The organism is Acidovorax sp. 69, from assembly GCF_002797445.1.
Lineage (GTDB): Bacteria > Pseudomonadota > Gammaproteobacteria > Burkholderiales > Burkholderiaceae_C > Acidovorax.
Genome location: NZ_PGEP01000001.1, coordinates 4912509 through 4933731, shown reverse-complemented (window position 1 = coordinate 4933731; position 21223 = coordinate 4912509). Strand labels below are relative to the sequence as shown.

Annotated in this window: 18 protein-coding genes; 6 read left to right on the top strand and 12 right to left on the bottom strand. The window is 66.1% G+C overall.

The window, feature by feature from the left end; all coding sequences use genetic code 11:
- Positions 1 to 3: 3 nt before the first annotated feature.
- From CLU85_RS22700 to norR, 3 genes are all read right to left on the bottom strand, one after another.
- Positions 4 to 567 carry a hypothetical protein gene (locus CLU85_RS22700; protein ID WP_232727905.1) on the bottom strand — a complete coding sequence of 188 codons (564 nt, stop codon included), beginning with the start codon at positions 565 to 567 and terminating at the stop codon, positions 4 to 6.
- The gene (locus CLU85_RS22695) at positions 560 to 1849 is read right to left on the bottom strand and encodes a DUF3696 domain-containing protein (RefSeq protein ID WP_100412253.1); all 1290 of its coding nucleotides are present in this window, start codon (positions 1847 to 1849) and stop codon (positions 560 to 562) included. The genes CLU85_RS22700 and CLU85_RS22695 overlap by 8 nt, the downstream gene beginning before the upstream one ends.
- 89 nt (positions 1850 to 1938) lie before the next feature.
- Entirely contained in the window at positions 1939 to 3519 is a 1581-nt protein-coding gene (norR, locus tag CLU85_RS22690; RefSeq protein WP_100412252.1) for a nitric oxide reductase transcriptional regulator NorR, read from the bottom strand.
- 247 nt (positions 3520 to 3766) lie between these two features.
- Here norR and CLU85_RS22685 point away from each other — a divergent pair, with 247 nt between their 5' ends.
- The 5 genes from CLU85_RS22685 (at position 3767) to CLU85_RS22665 (ending at position 10010) form a co-directional block, all read left to right on the top strand.
- Positions 3767 to 6052: a nitric-oxide reductase large subunit gene (locus CLU85_RS22685; RefSeq protein WP_100412251.1), complete on the top strand. Its 2286-nt coding sequence runs from the start codon at positions 3767 to 3769 to the stop codon at positions 6050 to 6052.
- A gap of 109 nt (positions 6053 to 6161) precedes the next feature.
- Entirely contained in the window at positions 6162 to 6590 is a 429-nt protein-coding gene (locus tag CLU85_RS22680) for a hemerythrin domain-containing protein (RefSeq protein WP_100412250.1), read from the top strand.
- Between the two features lie 288 nt (positions 6591 to 6878).
- On the top strand, positions 6879 to 8897 hold the full coding sequence (locus CLU85_RS22675; protein WP_100412249.1) for a ribonucleoside triphosphate reductase: 2019 nt from the start codon (positions 6879 to 6881) through the stop codon (positions 8895 to 8897).
- Positions 8898 to 9085: 188 nt separating this feature from the next.
- Complete coding sequence (nrdD, locus tag CLU85_RS22670) at positions 9086 to 9274, top strand: anaerobic ribonucleoside-triphosphate reductase (RefSeq protein ID WP_100412715.1); 189 nt, start codon at positions 9086 to 9088, stop codon at positions 9272 to 9274.
- Between the two features lie 43 nt (positions 9275 to 9317).
- Positions 9318 to 10010, top strand: a complete 693-nt coding sequence (locus tag CLU85_RS22665; protein WP_369858327.1) for an anaerobic ribonucleoside-triphosphate reductase activating protein — start codon at positions 9318 to 9320, stop codon at positions 10008 to 10010.
- 34 nt (positions 10011 to 10044) lie between these two features.
- Here CLU85_RS22665 and CLU85_RS22660 read toward each other — a convergent pair whose 3' ends face one another.
- The 4 genes from CLU85_RS22660 to CLU85_RS22645 form a co-directional block, all read right to left on the bottom strand.
- Positions 10045 to 10896 (bottom strand): hypothetical protein, encoded by an 852-nt coding sequence (locus CLU85_RS22660; RefSeq protein ID WP_100412248.1) that lies wholly within the window; start codon positions 10894 to 10896, stop codon positions 10045 to 10047.
- Positions 10897 to 11347: 451 nt separating this feature from the next.
- A complete protein-coding gene (locus CLU85_RS22655) occupies positions 11348 to 11791 on the bottom strand; it encodes a DoxX family protein (RefSeq protein WP_100412247.1) in 444 nt (147 codons plus the stop codon).
- A gap of 277 nt (positions 11792 to 12068) precedes the next feature.
- Positions 12069 to 13928: a DNA helicase RecQ gene (gene recQ / locus CLU85_RS22650; RefSeq protein WP_100412246.1), complete on the bottom strand. Its 1860-nt coding sequence runs from the start codon at positions 13926 to 13928 to the stop codon at positions 12069 to 12071.
- Positions 13929 to 14260: 332 nt separating this feature from the next.
- On the bottom strand, positions 14261 to 15571 hold the full coding sequence (locus tag CLU85_RS22645) for a CaiB/BaiF CoA-transferase family protein (protein WP_100412245.1): 1311 nt from the start codon (positions 15569 to 15571) through the stop codon (positions 14261 to 14263).
- Positions 15572 to 15734: 163 nt separating this feature from the next.
- On the opposite strand from CLU85_RS22645, the gene CLU85_RS22640 reads away from it, so the two are divergent.
- On the top strand, positions 15735 to 16649 hold the full coding sequence (locus CLU85_RS22640; RefSeq protein WP_100412244.1) for a LysR substrate-binding domain-containing protein: 915 nt from the start codon (positions 15735 to 15737) through the stop codon (positions 16647 to 16649).
- Between the two features lie 65 nt (positions 16650 to 16714).
- Here CLU85_RS22640 and CLU85_RS22635 read toward each other — a convergent pair whose 3' ends face one another.
- The 5 genes from CLU85_RS22635 to CLU85_RS22615 form a co-directional block, all read right to left on the bottom strand.
- On the bottom strand, positions 16715 to 17098 hold the full coding sequence (locus tag CLU85_RS22635; protein ID WP_100412713.1) for a PaaI family thioesterase: 384 nt from the start codon (positions 17096 to 17098) through the stop codon (positions 16715 to 16717).
- 101 nt (positions 17099 to 17199) lie between these two features.
- Positions 17200 to 18357: an acyl-CoA dehydrogenase family protein gene (locus tag CLU85_RS22630; protein ID WP_100412243.1), complete on the bottom strand. Its 1158-nt coding sequence runs from the start codon at positions 18355 to 18357 to the stop codon at positions 17200 to 17202.
- 178 nt (positions 18358 to 18535) lie between these two features.
- Entirely contained in the window at positions 18536 to 19744 is a 1209-nt protein-coding gene (locus CLU85_RS22625) for a thiolase (protein ID WP_100412242.1), read from the bottom strand.
- On the bottom strand, positions 19741 to 20124 hold the full coding sequence (locus CLU85_RS22620) for a Zn-ribbon domain-containing OB-fold protein (protein ID WP_100412712.1): 384 nt from the start codon (positions 20122 to 20124) through the stop codon (positions 19741 to 19743). Before CLU85_RS22620 ends, CLU85_RS22625 begins: the two co-directional genes overlap by 4 nt.
- 96 nt (positions 20125 to 20220) lie before the next feature.
- Complete coding sequence (locus CLU85_RS22615; RefSeq protein WP_100412241.1) at positions 20221 to 21213, bottom strand: tripartite tricarboxylate transporter substrate binding protein; 993 nt, start codon at positions 21211 to 21213, stop codon at positions 20221 to 20223.
- Between the last annotated feature and the right edge of the window lie 10 nt (positions 21214 to 21223).

The following is a 21223-nucleotide window of genomic DNA, read 5'->3' as shown; positions in this document are numbered from 1 at the left end:
CCCCTATTTTGCGCGCCGCGCGGGTGGGTGTTTCTGGCGCCAGCGCGCCTGCAGCCAGTCGGGCAGCAGGTTCTCCACCTCCAGCCCCACGGCGTTCAGGGCCTGCTGGCAGTCGATCCAGTCGGTGTCGGCGGCGTTGGTGATCCGGGTGGCGTGGCCGGCGTCCAGCGCGGCGAGGGCGGCGGCCACCATCTTGCGGTCGGCCAGATCGGTCACGGCCTCGGCCAGTTCGGGCGGCAGCACGGCGTTGCCGTCCTTGTCGGGCAGCACATCGACCCACACCACCTCGCCGCGGTCCATCTTGTGCATCATGGCCAGCCAGCCGTAGTCCTGCTCGGTGAGCTTGTGGCGGTATTCGCCGCACACATGCCAGTCCACGTCGAGCACGGCATGGCGCGTGGGGTCGGCTTCAAAGGCTTCGAGCCAGTCGAACACCTGCTGGCGCAGCGTGGCGTCCTCCACCGGCGTGGATTCGGCACCAAAGGGCGAGCCCGCATCCACCGCGCTGGCGACGATGAGCACATTGGTGTCCACCAGGCGGGCCTGCAGAGCGTTCGCTTCAGCCACTGGATGCTTCCCGAAGTCGCTGTGCGCGGGCGCGGGCCTGCTCGCGCGCCTCGCCCATCGCGTCGCCAAAAAAGCGCGGCGGCCAGTTGCGCACGGCACCGAATTCGTCCACGTCCAGCGGCACCAGCACGGCGTCGGCGCCGCGCCGTTCCACGAACAGCATGCGGCACTGCGCGGTGCTGGCCTGGCGCCGGGCAATCAGGGTCTGCATGCGGCGAAACAGGTGCTCGGAATGCGTTTCGACGAGAAACTGCACCTGGCGCTGCTGGCTCACCTCGGCAAACATTTCGGCCAGCACGGCCTGGGCCAGCGGGTGCAGGTGGATTTCGGGCTCTTCCAGCATCACGGTGCTGCCCGGCGGCGCGCAGTAGGCCACGGCCAGCACCGGCAGCACCTGCGAGACGCCCACGCCCACGTCGCGCAGGTTGGCCACCACGCCGTCGTGGTGCACCAGCAGCTCGTAGCGGCCCGAGCGGCCCACCGCGCGCACGCTGAGCTGCTCGGCCATGCCCATGCGCTGCAGCCAGTGCAAGACGCTGCGCAGCACGCTGCCCTGGTGCTCGGACGGCAGCAGGGCGTTGGCCAGCAGCGCGTCGATGGCCTGGTGGCCATCGCTGCCCACCTCGCCGGGCGCCGTCTTGTTCCACACGTAATCGCGCTCGGGGCGGCGGCGCAGCGGGCCGAGGTAAACAATGCCCTCCAGCTCGCGGCGCAGGGCCAGGCTCAGGTCCTGCAGATGGGCGCCGTCGCTGCCCAGCAGGGCCAGGGCCTCGGCGCTCAGGGCGATGGAACGCTCGGGCGCCAGTTGCGGGCCCTTGCCGCGTGGCCGGGGCTCGTCGTCCACATGGATGGCGTAGGCGCCGCGCTCACGCCGCACGGCGCGAAAGCGCCGCGCCACGGTGGACAGCTCCAGCGCCTGGATGGCCACGGCCCCGCTGGCCGTCTGCCCGTAGCTGCAGGCAAAGCGCCCGTCGCGCACGCGCTCGCCCTCGGGCCGCTGAAACGACAGCGCGATGGAGAACTGGCGCGGCGCCGCCACACCGCGCGAAAGCACCGCGTCAAAGCCGCCAAAGTGAAAGTAGTCGTTGGCCTCGTCGCCGCCCAGGTTCAGGTGGATGGTGCGGTCGGGCGAGGCCACGGTCTGCTTGAGCAGCAGCAGGCTTTGCAGCAGCGTGGATTTGCCCGACGAATTGGCGCCCAGCAGCATGGTCACGGGCGCCAGCCGCACCGGGCCGCTGTCGCGCCAGGCCTTGACGTTCTGCAGGTGGAGTTGGTCGATCATGGTGAACCCATCTTAGGGCCTTGCAATTTACTGATAAGAATGACACCTAACGCTTATCTGGTAAGCGCTGATAGCTATATATTTAGTAGCTAATCTTTCAGCGCCAGACGGCGCGCCAGCTTGTGCAGGTTGCTGGCGTCGATGTCCAGCTCGCGGGCTGCACGCGCCCAGTTGCCGGTGTGGCGGGCCAGTGCAGCCTGGATGCGCTGGCGCTGGCAGTCATCGACGGCGTCGCGCAGCGTGCACGGCGCCAAGGACCCGGGCCCGGTCGCTGCGGCCGCAGGGGGCAGCGGCGGCGTGGCGCTGGCGTGCGGCGCGGTGGAAGTGCCGGGGGCTTGCAGGCCATCCAGGTCGAGCAGGGCGGCCTCCAGTGTCACGATGTCGTTGCGGGCGGCACCGCGGCTCAGGGCCTTGAGGGCGGCGCGGCTCACTACATGCTCCAGTTCGCGGATGTTGCCGGGCCAGGGGTAGCGGCGCAGCGCGTCCTGCGCCCCTGGCGACAGGCGCAGGCTGCGCAGGCCCAGCCGGGCGCGGTTCAGCTCCAGAAAACGCCCTGCCAGCAGCAACGCATCGTTGCCCCGTTCGCGCAGCGGCGGAATGGGTACGGGGTACACCGACAGCCGGTGGTACAGGTCGGCGCGGAAGGCGCCATCGCGCACCTGCTCGCGCAGGTTGCGGTTGGTGGCGGCGATCACACGCACGTCCACACGCCGGGGCCGGTCGGCGCCCAAGCGCTGGATCTCGCCGTTCTGCAGGGTGCGCAGCAGTTTGGCCTGCACGGCCAGCGGCAGCTCGCCCACCTCGTCGAGGAACAGCGTGCCGCCCTCGGCCGCTTCGAAGCGGCCCGGCCGGTCGGCCACCGCGCCCGAGAATGCGCCGCGCACGTGACCAAACAGCTCGCTCTCGGCCAGCGACTCGGGCAGGGCAGCGCAGTTCACATGCACGAGCGGGCGGGCAGAGCGGGGGGACTGGCGGTGCAGCAGGCGCGCAAACAGCTCCTTGCCCACACCGGTCTCGCCCAGCAGCAGCACGGGCAAGTCCGAGCCCGCCACCACCGTGAGCTCGTGCACCAGCCGCAGCAGGGGCTCGCTCTGGCCGACGATCTCCATGTCGCCATCGCCCGCGCGGGTGGCGCGCTCGTCGTCCACGCTGCGCGCGTGGGGGGCGCTGCGCAGCGCCTGCACCTCGCGCTCCAGCCGCGAGATGCGCACGGCCGCCTCTACCAGCACCTTGCAGTCGGCCAGGGCCGCGCGTGCGGCCTCGCCAAAGGTGCCTGTCTGCAGTGCGTCCAGCGTCAGCACGCCCCAGGGCTGGCCGTCCACCTGCAGGCTGATGCCCATGCAGTCGTGCACCGGCAGGGGCTCGCCCACCAGGGTGTCGAGCAGGCCGTCGTACGGGTCGGGCAGGGTGCTGTCGTGGTCAAAACAGGTCACCTCGCGCCGCGCCAGGATGGCCGCGAGCCGGGGGTGCTGGCCCACGGCAAAACGCCGGCCCAGCGCCTCGCGCACCAGGCCGTCCACGGCCACCGGGCGCAGGTGGTCCTCTTCGAGCTGCAGCAGCGCCACAGCGCCGCAGTGAAAACGCATGCGCAGGTGGTCCACCAACCGCTGCAGGCGCACGACCTGGGGGAGATCGGTGGCCAGGTCGGCCAGCAGAGTGCGGTGGTCCATGGTGATATTTACCTTTGTTGGGTGAATTAAACCCTATCGGGAGACGGTCAAAAAAACCATGACATTTGTAAGTGGTTGATTTGAAAGACCTACAGCCCTGGCCCGGCGCTTGCGATGTAGGCAGTGACACCGATTCACTCATTCAGAAAAACCATGACACCAAGACCCCGACACCAACCGGCCCCATGTGCGGCCAGCGCACGCTGGCGCCGCCCCGTCCTTGTCCTATTGAAGCAGGAGGCCCGCCATGGGTAACTACCGCAAGCTCTGGTTCACGCTGATCGGCGTGCTCATCGTCACCTTCAGCCTGCTGGGCTACTACGGCGCCGAGGTCTACCGCACCGCGCCGCCCATCCCCGCCAAGATCGCCACGGCGGGCGGCGAAGTCCTCTTCACGCACGACAGCATCCTTGATGGCCAGACCGCCTGGCAGTCGGTGGGTGGCATGCAGCTGGGCTCCATCTGGGGCCACGGCGCCTACCAGGCGCCCGACTGGACGGCCGACTGGCTGCACCGCGAGCTGCTCAACTGGCTGGAAGTAGCTGCCGAGCGTGCGCATGGCAAGCCCTTTGCCGACTTGGACGCCGCCGCCCAGGCTGTGCTGCGCGACCGCATGAAGACCGAGTACCGCACCAACACCTACCACCCTGAGACGGGCGTGGCGACGGTGTCCACCACGCGGGCCGATGCCATTGCGATGACAGCGCTGTACTACGACCAGCTCTTCAGCGACGCGCCCGCGCTGCACACCACCCGCGAACACTTCGCCATGAAGGAAAACACCCTGCCCAGCCCCGAGCGGCGTGCGCAGATGACGGGTTTCTTCTTCTGGACGGCCTGGGCCGCCGCCACCGAGCGGCCAGGAACCACCGCCACATACACCAACAACTGGCCGCACGAACCGCTGATCGGCAATAAGCCGACCGCCGAGAACATGGTGTGGTCGGTGATGAGCGTGGTCGTGATGATGGCGGGCGTGGGCTTCCTCGTGTGGGGCTGGTCCTTCCTGCGCAAGCACGACGAGGTGGAACCCGTGCCACCCCAGCACGACCCGCTGTCGCGCGTGCCGCTCACGCCGTCGCAGCGCGGGCTGGGCAAGTATTTGTTCCTCATCGTCGCGCTGTTCAGCTTCCAGGTGCTGGTGGGCGGGTTCACCGCGCATTACACGGTGGAGGGGCAGCAGTTCTACGGCATCAACGTGTCGCAGTGGTTGCCTTACTCGCTGGTGCGCACCTGGCACATCCAGAGCGCGCTGTTCTGGATCGCCACGGGCTTCCTGGCTGCCGGCCTGTTCCTCGCGCCGCTCATCAATGGCGGCAAGGACCCGGCCTACCAGAAGCTGGGCGTGGACATCCTGTTCTGGGCACTCGTGGTGGTGGTGGTCGGCTCGTTCACGGGCAACTACCTGGCGATCGCGCAGATCATGCCGCCCGAGTGGAACTTCTGGCTGGGCCACCAGGGCTATGAATACGTGGACCTGGGCCGTCTGTGGCAAATCGGCAAGTTCACCGGCATCGTCTTCTGGCTGGTGCTCATGCTGCGCGGCATTGTGCCGGCGCTGCGCACACCCGGCGGCGACAAGAACCTGCTGGCGCTGCTGACGGCGTCGGTGGTGGCCATCGGCCTGTTCTATGGTGCAGGCTTCTTCTATGGCGAACGCACCCACCTGTCGGTGATGGAGTACTGGCGCTGGTGGGTGGTGCACCTGTGGGTCGAAGGCTTCTTCGAGGTGTTTGCCACCACGGCGCTGGCCTTCATCTTCTCGACGCTGGGGCTCGTGTCGGTGCGCATGGCCACCACGGCCAGCCTGGCCTCGGCCTCGCTGTTCATGCTGGGTGGCGTACCCGGCACCTTCCACCACCTGTACTTTGCGGGCACCACCACCCCGGTGATGGCGGTGGGCGCGGCCTTCAGCGCACTCGAAGTGGTGCCGCTGGTCGTGCTGGGCCACGAGGCCTGGGAACACTGGCGCCTGCAGCACCGCACGCCCTGGATGGCCCGCCTGCGCTGGCCGCTGATGTGCTTCGTGGCCGTGGCCTTCTGGAACATGCTGGGCGCGGGTGTCTTCGGCTTCATGATCAACCCGCCCATTGCGCTGTACTACGTGCAGGGCCTGAACACCACGCCGGTGCATGCCCATGCCGCGCTGTTCGGGGTGTATGGATTCCTGGCGCTCGGCTTCACGCTGCTGGTGCTGCGCTACATCCGGCCGCAGCTGGTGTTCAGCGAGCGCCTGATGAAGACGGGCTTCTGGTGGCTCAACGCCGGCCTGGTGCTGATGATTGCCACCAGCCTGTTTCCCATCGCCCTGTTCCAGTTCCACGCCAGCGTGAGCGAAGGCCTGTGGTACGCCCGGGGCGAGGAGTTCATGCAGCAGCCCTTTATCCAGACATTGCGCTGGGTGCGCACCTTCGGCGACGTGGTCTTCATCGTGGGCGCGCTGGCCATGGCCTGGCAGGTGGTGAGCGGCGTGTTTGGCTCGCGCGCTCCTGCGGCAATGGCCGGGGCGTACCTGGCAGAGTCCCGCCGCTGACAAGACAGACCCGAGAGTCCCGCACAGACCGCCCATGTTGCCGCCGCCACAAGCGGCTGCAACACAGCAACCCCTCATGCTTCTTCTTCACATCCCACAAGGACATGCCATGAACCTCGACAAATTCAAGCACCAGCACACCGACATCCTGCGCAGCATCGCCACGCTGCGCGCGCTGGCCCAGGCGGGCGTGGAGGGCCATGCCACCGCCATCGCGCAAGGCATCGTCGCGATGAGCGGCACCATCAAGCTGCACCTGGCCGTGGAAGACCAGGTGCTGTACCCGGCGCTGCAGCGCGGCGACAACGCCGATCTGGCGCGTTTGGGTCGCCAATACCAGAGCGAGATGGCATCGATCGCCAGCGCCTACGATGCGTTTGCTCGCCGCTGGAACACGGCCGAGAACGTGCGCCGCGATGCGCAGGGCTTTCGCGACGAGGCCAACGTGGTGCTGCGCCGCGTGTTCGAGCGCATGCAGCGTGAGGACCATGATTTCTATCCCCGCATCGAGGAGGAAGAAACCGCCGCCTGCCATTGAGCGGCCGCGCAACCAGGCGGTCGCGGCGCAGTCCCCCAGGTCCACCACGCTCAGAAGAACAACGCACCTTTTCAACGCGCACCCCGTTGTGCTCCAGCGTGCTACGGCACGCACCCCCATCCATCGGTAGGGCCTGACGGCACCTTCCTTTTGCCGGCCTTGTGCCGGCTTTTTTTTACCTCCGCTTACCGCCCTGCTTGTGTTTGATCAAACTACCTATAGTGTTTGATAGGTATCGTGGACACCATAGGTAGTGTTTTTAATCCGATTCATTGATTGGTCGATTCCATGGCGTCCACCCTTGTCACCTTGCCCCGCGACGTTGTTTTGCGCAGCGGCCAGCGCGTTCCTTTTGATGCCGAACGCATCCGCGCTGCGCTGGCCAGTGCGGGCCAGGCATCGGGCGAATACGACGCCGAAGAAGCGGTGCTGCTCACCGCGCAGGTCACCAAGGTGCTGATCCACCGCTTCCACGGCGAGGCGCCCTCCGTCGAGCAGATCCAGGACGTGGCCGAGCAGACGCTCATCGCCGCCAACCACCTGGCCACGGCGCGCGCTTACATCGTCTACCGCGAGCAGCACGCCACGCTGCGTGCCGACAAGCAGACCCTGGTCGACGTGGAAAGCTCCATCAACGAATACCTCACGCGCGCCGACTGGCGTGTGAACGCCAACGCCAACCAGGGCTACTCGCTGGGCGGGCTCATCCTCAACGTGTCGGGCAAGGTCACGGCCAACTACTGGCTGTCGCATGTGTACACGCCCGAGATCGGCGAGGCGCACCGCAATGGCGACATTCACATCCATGACCTCGACATGCTCAGCGGCTACTGCGCGGGCTGGTCGCTGCGCACGCTGCTGCACGAAGGCCTGAACGGTGTGCCGGGCAAGGTGGAGGCGGGGCCGCCCAAACACATGAGTTCCGCCGTGGGGCAGATCGTCAACTTCCTGGGCACGCTGCAAAACGAGTGGGCGGGCGCGCAAGCGTTCTCGTCGTTCGACACGTACATGGCGCCGTATGTGCGCGTCGATGCAATGGACTACCCAGCCGTGCGCCAGTGCATTCAGGAGCTGGTCTACAACCTCAACGTGCCCTCGCGCTGGGGCACCCAAACGCCGTTCACCAACCTCACCTTTGATTGGGTGTGCCCCGAGGATTTGCGCGAGCAGGTGCCCGTGATCGCGGGCCAAGAGATGCCGTTTTGCTATGGGGATCTGCAGGCCGAAATGGACCTCATCAACCGCGCCTACATCGACGTGATGACCACGGGCGACGCCAAGGGCCGTGTGTTCACCTTCCCGATCCCCACCTACAACATCACCAAGGATTTCCCCTGGGAGAGCGAGAACGCGCAATTGCTGTTCGAGATGACGGCCAAGTACGGCCTGCCGTACTTCCAGAACTTCATCAACTCCGAGCTGGAGCCGAACATGGTGCGCTCCATGTGCTGCCGCCTGCAGCTCGATTTGCGCGAACTCTTGAAGCGCGGCAACGGCCTGTTCGGCAGCGCCGAGCAGACGGGCAGCCTGGGCGTGGTGACCATCAACTGCGCGCGGCTGGGCTACCTGCACGCGGGCGATGAAGCAGGGCTGCTGGCCGCGCTCGACCGCCTCATGGAGCTGGGCAAGCAGAGCCTGGAGACCAAGCGCAAGCTCATCCAGCGTCTCATGGACCAGGGTTTGTTCCCCTACACCAAGCGCTACCTGGGCACGCTGCGCAACCACTTCAGCACACTGGGCGTGAACGGCATCAACGAGATGGTGCGCAACTTCACGGCCGACCTGCACGACATCACCAGCGACTGGGGCCACGCCTTCGCCCTGCGCCTGCTCGACCACGTGCGCGAGCGCATGACGCAGTTCCAGGAAGAAACCGGCCACCTCTACAACCTGGAGGCCACGCCCGCCGAGGGCACCACCTACCGCTTCGCCAAGGAAGACAAGAAGCGCTGGCCTGCCATCCTGCAGGCAGGCACCGCGAGCCAGCCGTACTACACCAACTCCTCGCAGTTGCCCGTGGGCTTCACCGACGACCCGTTCGAGGCGCTGATGCGCCAGGAGGCCCTGCAATCGAAGTACACCGGCGGCACCGTGCTGCACCTGTACATGGGCGAGCGCTTGTCCAGCGGCGCGGCCTGCCGCGAGCTGGTGAAACGGGCGTTAACGAACTTCCGCCTGCCCTACATCACCATCACGCCCACGTTCTCGATCTGCCCCACGCACGGCTACCTGGCGGGCGAACACCCGTTCTGCCCGCGCTGCGACGAAGAGCGGCTGGCGGCCAAGCGTGCGGCGCTGGCTGCCTGAGCCAGGTTGTTTTCCAAGAATATGAATCAAATGGGCCTGCAGCGCATATTCATAAAGCGCCAAATGCTATTGATTTCATAGTAATTCAACAGGGCAGGATGGACCCTCGTTCACTCCACGCCCTGTTGCCCCAGGGCGGCGCAGCGCCCGCTGCAGCCCGCTTTTTCAACCCCCAGGAGCACACATCCATGAGCCACTTTTCCACCACTGAACACGCCGCCATCGCCGACGTCCCGCTCACCGACGCAGAGCGCCAGCCCTGCGAGGTCTGGACCCGCGTCATGGGCTACCACCGTCCTGTGTCCAGCTTCAACGTGGGCAAGCAGGGCGAACACCAGGAGCGCCAGTTCTTTGCTGAATCGGCCTGTGGCCGCTGACCTGGAAACACGCAGCCTGCAAGGCAGTGCGTCCGGCACCACCGTGCCGATCGCTGTCAGCAGCGGGCAGTCGCTGCGCGTGGGCGGCCTCACGCCGCTCACCACCATCGACTTCCCCGGCCGCCTGGCGGCGGTGGTCTACTGCCAGGGATGCCCCTGGCGCTGTAGCTATTGCCACAACCCCGAATTGCTCGATGCTGCGGCCCCCACCGCCACGTCTTGGTCGCAGGTGCTGGCATTTCTCGAAAGCCGCCGGGGCCTGCTGGATGGCGTCGTGTTCTCGGGCGGCGAGCCCACGCTGCAGGCCGCGCTGCCCGCCGCGCTGGCCCAGGTCCGCGCGATGGGCTTTGCCACCGGCCTGCACACCGGCGGCATGTACCCCGAACGCCTTGCGGCGGTGTTGCCCTTGCTCGATTGGGTGGGCCTGGACATCAAGGGGCCCAAACATCACTACGACGCCATCACGGGTGTGCCGGGCAGCGGCGTGCGTGCGTGGGAGTCGCTCGGTCTGTTAGTGGCCAGCGGCGTGCCGCATGAATGCCGGACTACGTGGCATTCGGGGCTATTTAGTGCAGAGACCTTGTGTGAATTGGTCACTGCACTGTCCGATCAGGGCGTGGTCTGCTGGGCACTTCAGGAATGCCGGGGGCCCTCTGGAGCGCACTGGACCGTGACATCACAGCAAGCGATTCGATGGGCCGCACAATTTGCCACTTTTGCACTGCGCAGGCAGTAGCTGCCAATGGGGGGCAACCATGTGCCCCCGGAGCTCAGTTTAAAGAGCTGCTTGTAGCGATTTCACCCATATGAAAACGCAACGCAGGGTGCTCGACCACGGGCTGCTGCTCTTCTGATTTGTATACCAACCCTGTGCCTACGCCCTGTGGGTTGGTGAGTCTGCGAATGGACAAGAGCTGTTGGGTGCCGGTGCCTGAACGCTGGGAATACCCTTCACCTTCATTCACGCTGTAAGCGAAAACATAAGACCTCAGAAGCTGTCCTTGGGCGTTGATTTTGATGCAAAGCACCGTGCCAGATAGCCCGCCCGACGTCTGATGCTCACAGCCAAACAACCCGTCGGATGACACGACAAGGCCATTGCCATTCGAGGTCGGTCCCAGGTTGCTTTTCAGTTGCACGGCATCCGCGACAAGTCCTTCAGACCCGAGAGAAGTCAGACTCCATATGCCCACCAGGCTCGACGCTGCAAATGGGTAGCCGAAGTTAAATCGGGAGATGGCCTTTTCTGATTCGCCTGGGAGAGTGATATAGCCTGTTGCCCCACTGGTGAAGCGAAAACTCACCGTGCCTGCATTGCCAGCTTCCTTGCCAGAGAGTGGACCACTGCCCAGGTAGCGGCCTCCGGTGTAGCGGATCAAAGGGGCCGAGACCTGATCATTGGAAATTTTGCCGGTTGCCAGATAAAAAGTGGGTTGGCCACTGCTCTCGTACGCATACATCTGCATGACGAATGTGTCGTTCTGAACGTCAAGAGCCAATCCTCGGCCCGGTTTGCCATCTAGTTCTGAGCTCACAACCCAGGTCCCTGCTTGCGGCGCGAAGGCCTGTGCCAGGCTTGTTCCTGTGAGCAGTGCTATAGCCACCAATTGCTTGAAAAACATCGACTTACCCTCTCCTGATTGCGTGAGTTGACTGTTGAAGTGCCGGGCCGAATGTATCCCGGTTTCGGAGAGTTGTAACGAATTCTTTCGCAGCGTGGGCCGGCGGTTTGGTTGGAGCGTCTTGCCCCTGAGGCTTCACTGTTTTTTCGAGGCACTGATGCGCGAGGAGCATGGCCAGTTCAAGTACATCGGCAGCACTGTGTTGCACCCGCAAATGGTGCGAGCGCTTGTTCTTTATGCACCACTTGGCATGCAGGCCTGTTCCCAACCGACGAACTGCAGGTGCTGGGCCATGCGCTGGCCAACGCCGGTGCGGCGCAGTGGAAGGTGCAGCCCTGCAACGTTCCGGGTCAGCCCACGGATGCACGACAAAAATAAAGCGACCAGGGCGGCCACGTGGTGTCGTAGGCCGCCCTGGTCGCTTGGGTTGCGTTGGGGATAAGCGCTGGTTTTAGCTGCGGCCGGGCACCCAGCCGAGCAGGCCCGGTTCTTTGCGCCATTCATTGGCAAACACCACCAGGGAGGCCACCGCCCAGAACACGAGGTACTCCACGCCGGACTTGTTCCAGTACCAGCCTACACCGTTGACGATCATGATCGCGCCCGCAGCCACCACCATCAGGCCGACGGACAGCAGCGCTGCGTACTTGGTGAACACGCCCAGCAGCAATGCCACCCCTACTGCCAGCTCCATGGCGCCGGACAACACGACGAACACCTCCGGCGGCTGGAAACCGGCTTTGCCAAAGAACACGGCGGTGCCTGCAAAGCCGACGATCTTGGACAGCACATGCGGCAGGTAGAAAAAGCCCACGAGCATGCGCAGGATGCGCATCAGGGGATCGTTCGCCTCGCGGGAGGCAATCGAAGAAGACGTGAGTGGGAGCGATGACATGAGGACCTCGACAACGGTGCCCCTTCCACGTGCGAGGCGGCGAAAACCTTTTGGGCCTTTGCCTGGCAACCCCGTTCATACAGAAGGTGAGGTCAGTGTATTGGTCGTGAATCTGTGGATAAATCAGGCAATGCGGGACACACTGGTGCGCCATTGGTGACGATATTGCGCCCAATGATTGATGCATATCAAGCACTGCGGGCGGGCATTGCGCTGCAGTTTTTGTCTGCCGTCCACGGCGGGGCACACAACGCACCGGGCCCATTCCCCGCCGGGGCTATGCGCTTGTGCACACCCTCAACACGTCCGCCCCGTACGCCTCCAGCTTCTTCGCCCCCATGCCGCTGATGCCCTGCAGGTCATCGAGCGTGCCGGGGTTGCGCTCGGCAATGGCCGCCAGCGTGGCGTCGTGGAAGATCACGTACGCCGGCAGGTTGTGCTCGCGCGCCACCTCGGCGCGCCAGGCCTTGAGGTTGATGAAGCGCACCTGGGCGTCGGGCCCCAGGTTGGCGGCCGCAGCGGGTGGGGCGCTGCTCTTGCGGGTGCGTTTGGCGGGGGCTGACGACACAGATTCGCGCAACTGCACCGGCACTTCGCCTTTGAGCACCGCGCGCGAGCCCTCGGTGAGGCACAGGGTGTCAAAGCTGTGGCCGCTCTCCAGCATCACCTTTTGCAGGCCCAGGGCGCCGGTGGCAATCAACTGGCGCAGCACCCCCCGCAGTTGCGGTTCGGACAGGTCGGCGCCAATGCCGAAGGTCGAGATTTTTTCGTGCCCGAACTGCACCACCTTCTCGGTGTTCTTGCCACGCAAAATGTCCATGATGTGCCCGGTGCCAAAGCTGATGCCGCTGGCCTGGTTCACGCGGTAAATGGTGGACAGCAGCTTGCGCGCCGCATCGGTGGCATCCCAGATGGCCGGGGGCGTCAGGCAGTTGTCGCAATTGCCGCAGGGGGTGGAGGCCTCGCCAAAATACGCCAGCAGCCGCACGCGGCGGCAGTCGGTGGCCTCGGCCAGCGCCAGCAGCGCATCGAGCTTGCCGCGCAGCGCCGCCTTGAACTCCTCGCCCGCCGGGCTTTCGTCGATCATGCGGCGCTGGTTGACCACGTCGTTCAGGCCATAGGCCATCCAGGCGTCGGCGTTCAGGCCGTCGCGGCCCGCGCGGCCGGTCTCCTGGTAGTAGCCCTCGATGTTCTTGGGCATGTCCACGTGGGCGACAAAGCGCACGTCGGGCTTGTCGATGCCCATGCCGAATGCGATGGTGGCCACCATCACGATGCCTTCTTCGCGCAGAAAGCGGTCCTGGTTCTTCTGGCGCACCTTGGTGTCCAGGCCCGCGTGGTAGGGCAGGGCGTTGACGCCCGCGTCGCTCAGCGTGGCCGCCAGCTCTTCCACGCGCTTGCGCGATTGGCAATACACCACGCCCGCCTCGCCCGCATGCTCGCGCTCGATGAAGCGCAGCAGTTGCGTGGTGACGTCCTTTTTCTCTTCAATGCGGTAGCGGATGTTGGGCCGGTCAAAGCTGCTGATGAACAGCCGCGCGTCTTCCAGCTGCAGCCGCTCGATGATGTCGGCGCGCGTGAGGTCGTCGGCCGTGGCCGTGAGCGCGATGCGCGGCACGCCGGCATACCGCTCGTGCAGCACCGTGAGCGCGCGGTACTCGGGTCGAAAGTCGTGGCCCCACTGGCTGACGCAGTGCGCCTCGTCGATGGCAAACAGCGCAAGGTGACCGCCCTGGTACAGGCTGTCCAGCAGGCCCAGAAAACGCGGTGTGTTCAGCCGCTCGGGTGCGGCATACAAAAGCGTGATATCGCCCGTCTGCAGGCGCAGCTCCACGTCCTGCGCTTCGTCAAAACTCAGGGTGGAGTTGAGAAACGCGGCGCTCACCCCCGCCTCGTGCAGCGCACCCACCTGGTCGTGCATCAGCGCAATCAGCGGCGAGATCACGATGGTCACCCCGTGCCCCTGCTGCTGGCGCACGATGGCCGGCACCTGGTAACACAGGCTTTTGCCACCGCCCGTGGGCATGAGCACCAGCGCATCGCTGCCGCCAATCACATGCTCAACGATGGCCTCTTGCGGGCCGCGGAATTGTTCGTAGCCAAAGACGTCCTGCAGGACAGAATGCGCGGGGGACAAATGGATGCTCTTCGTTTGATAGCTTACAGCGATTGATAGACAAGCGCTGGAGGCCGATTTGACCAATATTTGAGGCGGCCCCAGCTTGCGGTGAACCCGGGCAGCCGAAGGCGCATATTGTGCGCTGGCGGTTGCTGCGTGCAACGCCAATGCCCCGCAGGGCGCAGCCCTGCCGTTGGTCGTGGGCAGTGTCGGTGCGGGCAGTTCGGGGCTGGGCGCTTGTCAACGGACCCAGGCGGGCCTGCCCCCATGCGGCCACGGCGCTGCCATGGAGCGCGCGCGCTGGCACCTGGTGGGCGGGTGCGGCGCTGAGCGGTTACGTCGTTGCGCTACTACACCACGCCTTTGGCGCGCAGCGCAGCCAGGCGCTGGGGGTCGACGCCCAGGCGCTCGAGCAGCACTTGCTCGGTGTGCTGGCCCAGGGCGGGCGGCGCATGGCGCAGCGTGGGCGGCGTGTCTGACAGGCGCATGGGGCTGGCTGTTGTCACCACGCGGTTGATGTGATCGCCCGCTGGGGGCTGGGCGCCCGGGTAGCGCTCTTGCTCCACGCGCAGGCCCCGGTGCTGCACCTGGGGGTCGTCAAAGGCCTGGCCGATGTGGTTGATGGGGCCGCAGGGCACGGCCTTGTCTTCGAGCAGGCGAATCCAGTCGGCCGTGGGCCGCGTGCGCGTGAGCTGCTCCATCAGCGGAATCAGCGTTGCGCGGTGCGTGACCCGGCCGGCATTGGTGGCAAAGCGTGCATCCCGCGCCCAGTCCACGTCAGCAGCCTCGCAAAAACGCGCAAATTGCCCGTCGTTGCCGATGGCCAGCAGCATGTTGCCGTCCTGCGTGGGAAAGTCCTGGTAGGGCACGACGCTGGGGTGGGTGTTGCCCTGGCGCTGGGGCACGTTGCCCGTGTTGAGGTAACCCGCGCCCTGGTTGGCCAGCACGGCCATGGCCACGTCCAGCAGGGCCATGTCGATGTGTTGGCCACGGCCCGTATGGTGGCGCGCCTCCACGGCGCTGAGGATGGCGCTGGTGGCGTACATGCCGGTGAACAGGTCGATGACTGCCACGCCCACCCGCAAAGGCCCGCCGCCGGGCTCGGAGTCGGCGCGCCCCGTGATGCTCATGAGCCCGCTCATGGCCTGCACGAGCAGGTCGTAGCCAGCGCGCGGTGCATACGGCCCGGTCTGGCCAAAGCCCGTGACCGAGCAGTAGATCAGGCGTGGGTTGAAGCGGCTCAGGCTCGCGTAGTCCAGGCCGTAGCGCGCCAGGCCGCCGGTCTTGAAGTTCTCTACCAGCACGTCGCTTTGGCAGGCCAGTTCGCGGATGAGTGCCTGCCCCTCGGGGGTGGCCATGTCCACTGTGACGGAGCGCTTGTTGCGGTTGCAGGCAGCGAAGTAGCAGGCGTTGTCGGTGGGTGTGCCGGCCGCGTCGGCAAAAAAGGGCGGGCCCCAGTGGCGCGTGTCATCGCCCTCGCCGGGCTTTTCGATCTTGATCACATCGGCGCCCATGTCGGCCAGGTTCTGGGTGCACCAGGGGCCCGCCAGCACGCGCGAGAGATCGAGCACGCGCAGGTGGCCCAGGGCGCCGGGGCGTTGGGGGGCTGCACCGTGCGGGGCAGGGGTGGCAGGGGCGGTGGCTTGCTCGCTGGCGGTCATGGCGTTCTTTCGGTGGTGCCTGTCGGGTGGCCTGCACCGTGCAGGCAAGGTTGCCATCCTAGGGCGGCTGGGCTGGGGGCGGCTTTGCCATTTTTGAAGACGGCGTTTGTGCGCGCCATGGCTGGTGCGAGGGGAAGGGGGCTGGCTTTCCTACAATGCGCGCATGGCCATGCATTTCGATCTTGTGGATCTGCGTTTGATGGTGCGCATTGCTGAAGCAAACAGCATGACGCGCGGAGCAGAGTTGTCTTTTATTTCCTTGCCTGCCGCGAGCACGCGCATCAAGAACCTGGAAGAGAGCATTGGCACCAAGCTGCTGTACCGCACCAGCCAGGGCGTGACGCTGACACCGCCGGGCCAGGCCTTTGTCACCCATGCGCGCATGGTGGTGGGCCAGATCGAGCACCTGCGCGGCGACATGCAGGAGTATGTGCGTGGCATCAAGGGCCATGTGCGCGTGTTCGCCAACACCACCTCGCTGGGGGAGTTTTTGCCGCCCGTGCTGCGGCATTTTCTGCGCCGCCATCCCGATGTGAACATCGACCTGCGCGAGCGCCTGTCCCACGATATCGTGCGGGCGGTGACCGAGGGCCAGACCGACATCGGCATCGTCGCCGGCCTGGTGCGCACCGAAAACCTGGAGACCCTGCCCTACCACCGGGATCGCCTGGTGCTGGTCGTGCCGCGCGGCCACCCGCTCGACGGCCAGATGCAGATCGATTTTTCCGACACGCTCGAACTCGACTATGTGGGCTTGCACGAGTCCAGCGCCATCCATGCCTTTCTGCGCCAGGCCAGCGACCAGCTGCACCGCCCGATCAAGCTGCGCATCCAGGTCGGCAACTTCGAGACCGCTTGCCGCATGATCGAATCGGGCGTGGGCGTGGGCGTGCTGCCCGAGTCCGCCGCGAGCCGCCACGCCCAGACCATGGACATCGCGATCGTGCCGTTGTCAGATGCGTGGTCGGTGCGCGAGATGCAGATCTGCGTGCGCAGCCTGGAGGCCCTGCCCAGCTTTGCGCAGGAGCTGGTGGGGCTGCTGGTGGCCGATGCGCAAGGGCGGCTGCAGCTGGAGTGATGATCCTTTAATGATAGCTATTGGCGCTTTCAATACAAGCGCTGGAGCCACTTTTTACCTGATATTCACTCGATGGAGCTCCAGGTCACCGGCGCCAGCCAGTACTTGAAGGTGCCGCTGGCCGTGGCCACCACCTGGCCCTGTTCGTCGATCAGCTGGGCAGCGCAGCTGCACAGGCTGCGGCTGGCGTGCACCACCCAGCCCTCCGCCAGCAGCGCGCCGCGTGCCGGGCGGTGAAAGCGGCTGCTCATCTCCACCGTCACAGCAGTCTGCGAGGGCGCATCCGGCAGCTCGCCCGCGGCGCGCGACATCACCGAATCCAGCAGTGCCATGACCACGCCGCCGTGCGCGGCCGGCAGCTGGTTGAGCAGCTCCACGCGCAGGTGGGGCAGGCGCACATGCACTTTCCCTTGTGGCGCGGGCACCTGTGCGGCACCGATGAGCCGCATGAAGGCGCTGCGGTCCACCGGTGCTGCCCCATCAGCGCTCACTGGAGTGACTTGGCCCTGACCGGCTGCGGTGCGCTGAGCCGCTGGAACGGCCGGGCGGCTCATGCGTTGCGTGCCTCGCGCACCATGTTGCGCGCGATGATGATCTGCTGGATCTGCGTCGTGCCCTCGTACAGGCGGAACAGGCGCACGTCGCGGTAAAAGCGCTCGATGCCGTACTCGGCCATGTAGCCCGCGCCGCCCAGGATCTGCACCGCGCGGTCGGCCACGCGGCCACACATCTCGGTGGCAAACATCTTGGCGCACGAGGCCTCGGTGGAGACGTTGTGGCCGTCGTCGCGGCGGCGCGCGGCGTCCAGGGTCATGCACTCGGCCGCGTACAGCTCGGCCTGGCTGTCGGCCAGCATGGCCTGCACCAGCTGGAAGTCGCAGATCGGTTGATCGAACTGCTTGCGCTCCAGTGCGTACTGCAGCGCATCGCGCAGGATGCGCTTGGACACGCCCACGGCCACTGCGGCGATGTGGATGCGGCCTTTTTCCAGCACCTTCATCGCGGTCTTGAACCCTCGGCCCTCCTGCAGGCCGATCAGGTTGCCTGCCGGCACCTTCACGTTATCGAAGATCACGTCGCAGGTATGGGCGCCGCGCTGCCCCATCTTCTTGTCGTATTTGCCAAAGCTGATGCCGGGCGTCTTGGCATCCACGATGAATGAGGACACGCCGCCCGCGCCCTTGTCCTCGGGGTTGGTGCGCGCCATCAGCGTGAACATGCCGGCGTGCGGCGCATTCGTGATGTAGCGCTTGGTGCCGTTGACAATGTAGTGGTCGCCGTCACGGATGGCCGTGGTGCGCAGCGAGGCCGCGTCCGATCCGGCCTCGGGCTCGGTCAGCGCGAACGAGGCAATGACCTCGCCCGTGGCCAGCCTGGGAAGCCACTCGGCCTGCTGCTCGGGCGTGCCGTCCATCAGGATGCCCTGCGAGCCAATGCCCACCGTGGTGCCGATGATCGAGCGGAAGGCCGGTGCCGTCTGGCACAGCTCCAGCAGCACGCGGCATTCCTCTTCCATCGTCAGCTCCAGGCCGCCGAACTGCTCGGGAATGGTCATGCCGAACAGGCCCAGGTTGCGCATCTCCTGCACGATGGCTTCGGGAATCTCGTCGGTCTCGGCCACTTCGTTTTCGGCGGGCACCAGGCGCTCGCGCACAAAGCGGCGCACGCTGTCGAGCAGGGCTTCCAAAATTTCAGGGTCGCGGATCATATGTACTTCACTTTCTTTATTTCAGTTTGTTCCAAGCGCTGTGCGCCACCCGCAACCTGTTGAGCCGACGCGCCCCCTGCGCGGGCAGCCGCGCAAGGGCCGCCCCGCCGCGCTGGCTGCGTCCCCCTCCCACGCGCAGCGTGAGAGAGGGGGAAGGCGCGAAGCGACTCAGGGGGTGTCATAGAGCTTCGGCCGTGCCGAGCACGGCGGTGGACTGGCTCGACAGCGTGCCGCCGTTGCCATGCACCACGGCCGTGCGGTGGTGGCCGAGCTGGCGTGTGCCCGCTTCGCCGCGCAACTGGCGCACGGCCTCAATCAGCGCAAAGATGCCGTACATGCCCGGGTGTACACACGACAGGCCGCCCCCGTTGGTGTTGACGGCCAGTCGCCCACCGGGCGCGATGCCACCGCCCTGCACGAAGGCGCCCCCCTCGCCCTTGGCGCAAAAGCCCAGGTCCTCCAGAAACAGGAGGGTGTTGATGGTGAAGGCGTCGTACACCTGGGCCATGTCCATATCGGCGGCACGCAGGCCCGCCATCGCGAAGGCTTGGGCGCCCGATTGCGCGGCCGCCGTTGTGGTCAGGTCCGGCATGCAAGAGATCTGGCGGTTCCAGATCGCCGTGGCATTGCCCAGCACATAGACCGGAGGCTTGGGCAGGTCGCGTGCACGGTCGGCACGCGTGAGCACGATGGCACCGCCGCCGTCCGTCACCAGGCAGCAGTCGCGAACGGTGAGCGGGCTGGCAATGGGCCGGGCCGAGAGCACGTCCTCGATGGTGAGCGGGTCGCGCATGAAGGCCTCGGGGTTCATCTGCGCCCAGGCGCGCGCGGCCACGGCCACCTCGGCCAGCTGCGTGCGTGTGGTGCCAAATTCATGCATGTGGCGCGCGGCGGCCAGCGCGTAGGCCGTGACAGGCAGCACCGGCTCGTACGGGGTTTCGTAAGGCTGCGGGTCCATGAAGCGGCGTGCCGCCACGCTTTCCTTGCGCCCGAAGCTGGCTGAGCGCTGTGCGCTGCCGTAGCACACCAGCACGGCCTTGCACTGACCGGCCTCCAGCGCGCGCATCGCGGGCAGCAGGTGGGCGATGAAGCTGCTGCCGCCGATCATGGTGCCGTCCACATAGGTCGGATTGATGCCCAGGTGCTCGATGACCGGCATGGTCCACATGCTGGCGTTGACGCTGCAGGTGGCCAGGCCGTCAATGTCCTGCATCGTCAGGCCCGCATCGGCCACGGCCGCCTGCGCGGCGCGCACCAGCAGCGTCATATCGTCCATGCCGGGCGACTCGCCGCAGCCATAGGTAGCGGCGCCAGCGATGGCCACGCGGCCGCGCAGCGGGCGGTTCACGGCAGCGGCGTCCAGGTGGGATGAGGGCACGCGGCTCATGGGGCACCCCCTTCGCGCACTGGCGTGAACAGCACCAGACCGCGCCCGTCCTTGTGGGCCACATGGGCCTGCACGCGCTGGCCCATCGCCACGGCCTCGGGCGCCACGCCCTCCACGCGGCTCATCATGCGCACGCCTTCATCGAGGTCGATCAGTGCCACGTTGTAGTTGCCGCCAGCATCCACTTTGCGCGCGATCGTGCTCGTGGAATAGACGGTGCCCAGGCCGCCGGCGCGCACCCAGCGCAGGCCGCTCGCGCCGCAGTGCGGGCACAGCTCGCGGGGGGTGAAGACATGGCGTTGGCACTGCGGGCAGTGCTGTATGCAGAAGCGGCCGGCATCGAGCTCGGCCTGGTAGTGTGAATGTGCGCTCAGGTGCATAAGGAGTTTGGGCAGGGCTGCGGTGTAGGGCACAGCATGCCCCTGTCACCGGGTGGCTTCAATTCGGCAATCTGAAAGGGCGTCTTTGGCGGGGTGTCAGCCAGCGGTGATCCCTGCCGTCTTGATGACCTTGGCCCATTTCTCCAGCTCGCTGCGCAGGCGCTTGCGCATCTGCTCCTGCGTGCCGGGATCGGCCTCGGCGCCGGCCTCCAGCAGGCGCTGGCGCACGGCGGGGTCGTTGAAGGCGGTGTTGAAGTCGGCGTTGATCTTGTCCAGCACGGCCTGCAGTGTCTTGACGGGGGCGAACAGGGCCGCCCAGGAATACGCCTCGTAGCCCGGCAGGCCCGACTCCACGCCCGTGGGCACATTGGGCAGCATGGCAGAGCGCTGGCGGCTGGCCACGCCCAACACCTTCACCCGGCCGGACTTGATGTGCTGCAGCGCCGTGGGCGCGTCGCTGAACATCAGCTGCACCTGCCCGCCCAGCAGGTCGTTCATCGCCGGTGCGCTGCCCTTGTAGGGAATGTGCTGCAGCTTGGTGCCTGCCTCCATGTTGAACAGCTCGCCTGCCAGGTGCGTGCCACCGCCGTTGCCCGAAGAGCCATAGGCCAGCGGCGTGCCCTTCTTGGCCAGCGCGATCAGCTCCTGGATGGTGTTGGCAGGCACCGACGGATGGGCCACGATGAACACGGGGAACATGGCGGCGAAGCTGATGGGCGCGAAATCGCGCTCGATGTCGTAGGGCAGGTTGCCCATCAGCGCGGGGTTGACCGAATGGTGGATGGCCCCCATGAACAGGCTGTAGCCGTCGGGTGCTTCGCGGGCTGCGGCCTGGGCCCCCACCACGCCGCCCGCGCCCGCGCGGTTGTCGATCACCATCGGGATCTTCCAGATATCGGACAACCTTTGACTCGCGACGCGGGCCGTGGTGTCCACGGGCCCGCCGGGCGGGAAGGGCACGATCAAGCGCACAGGCTTGCTCGGCCAGGCATCGGCTGCCAAAGACGGCAGCGCGTGTGTGGCTGCGCCCAGCAGGCCGCCCGCAACCAGATGGCGGCGCGTGATGGAGGGGATCGAGGGGGTGGTCATGGTGTGTCTC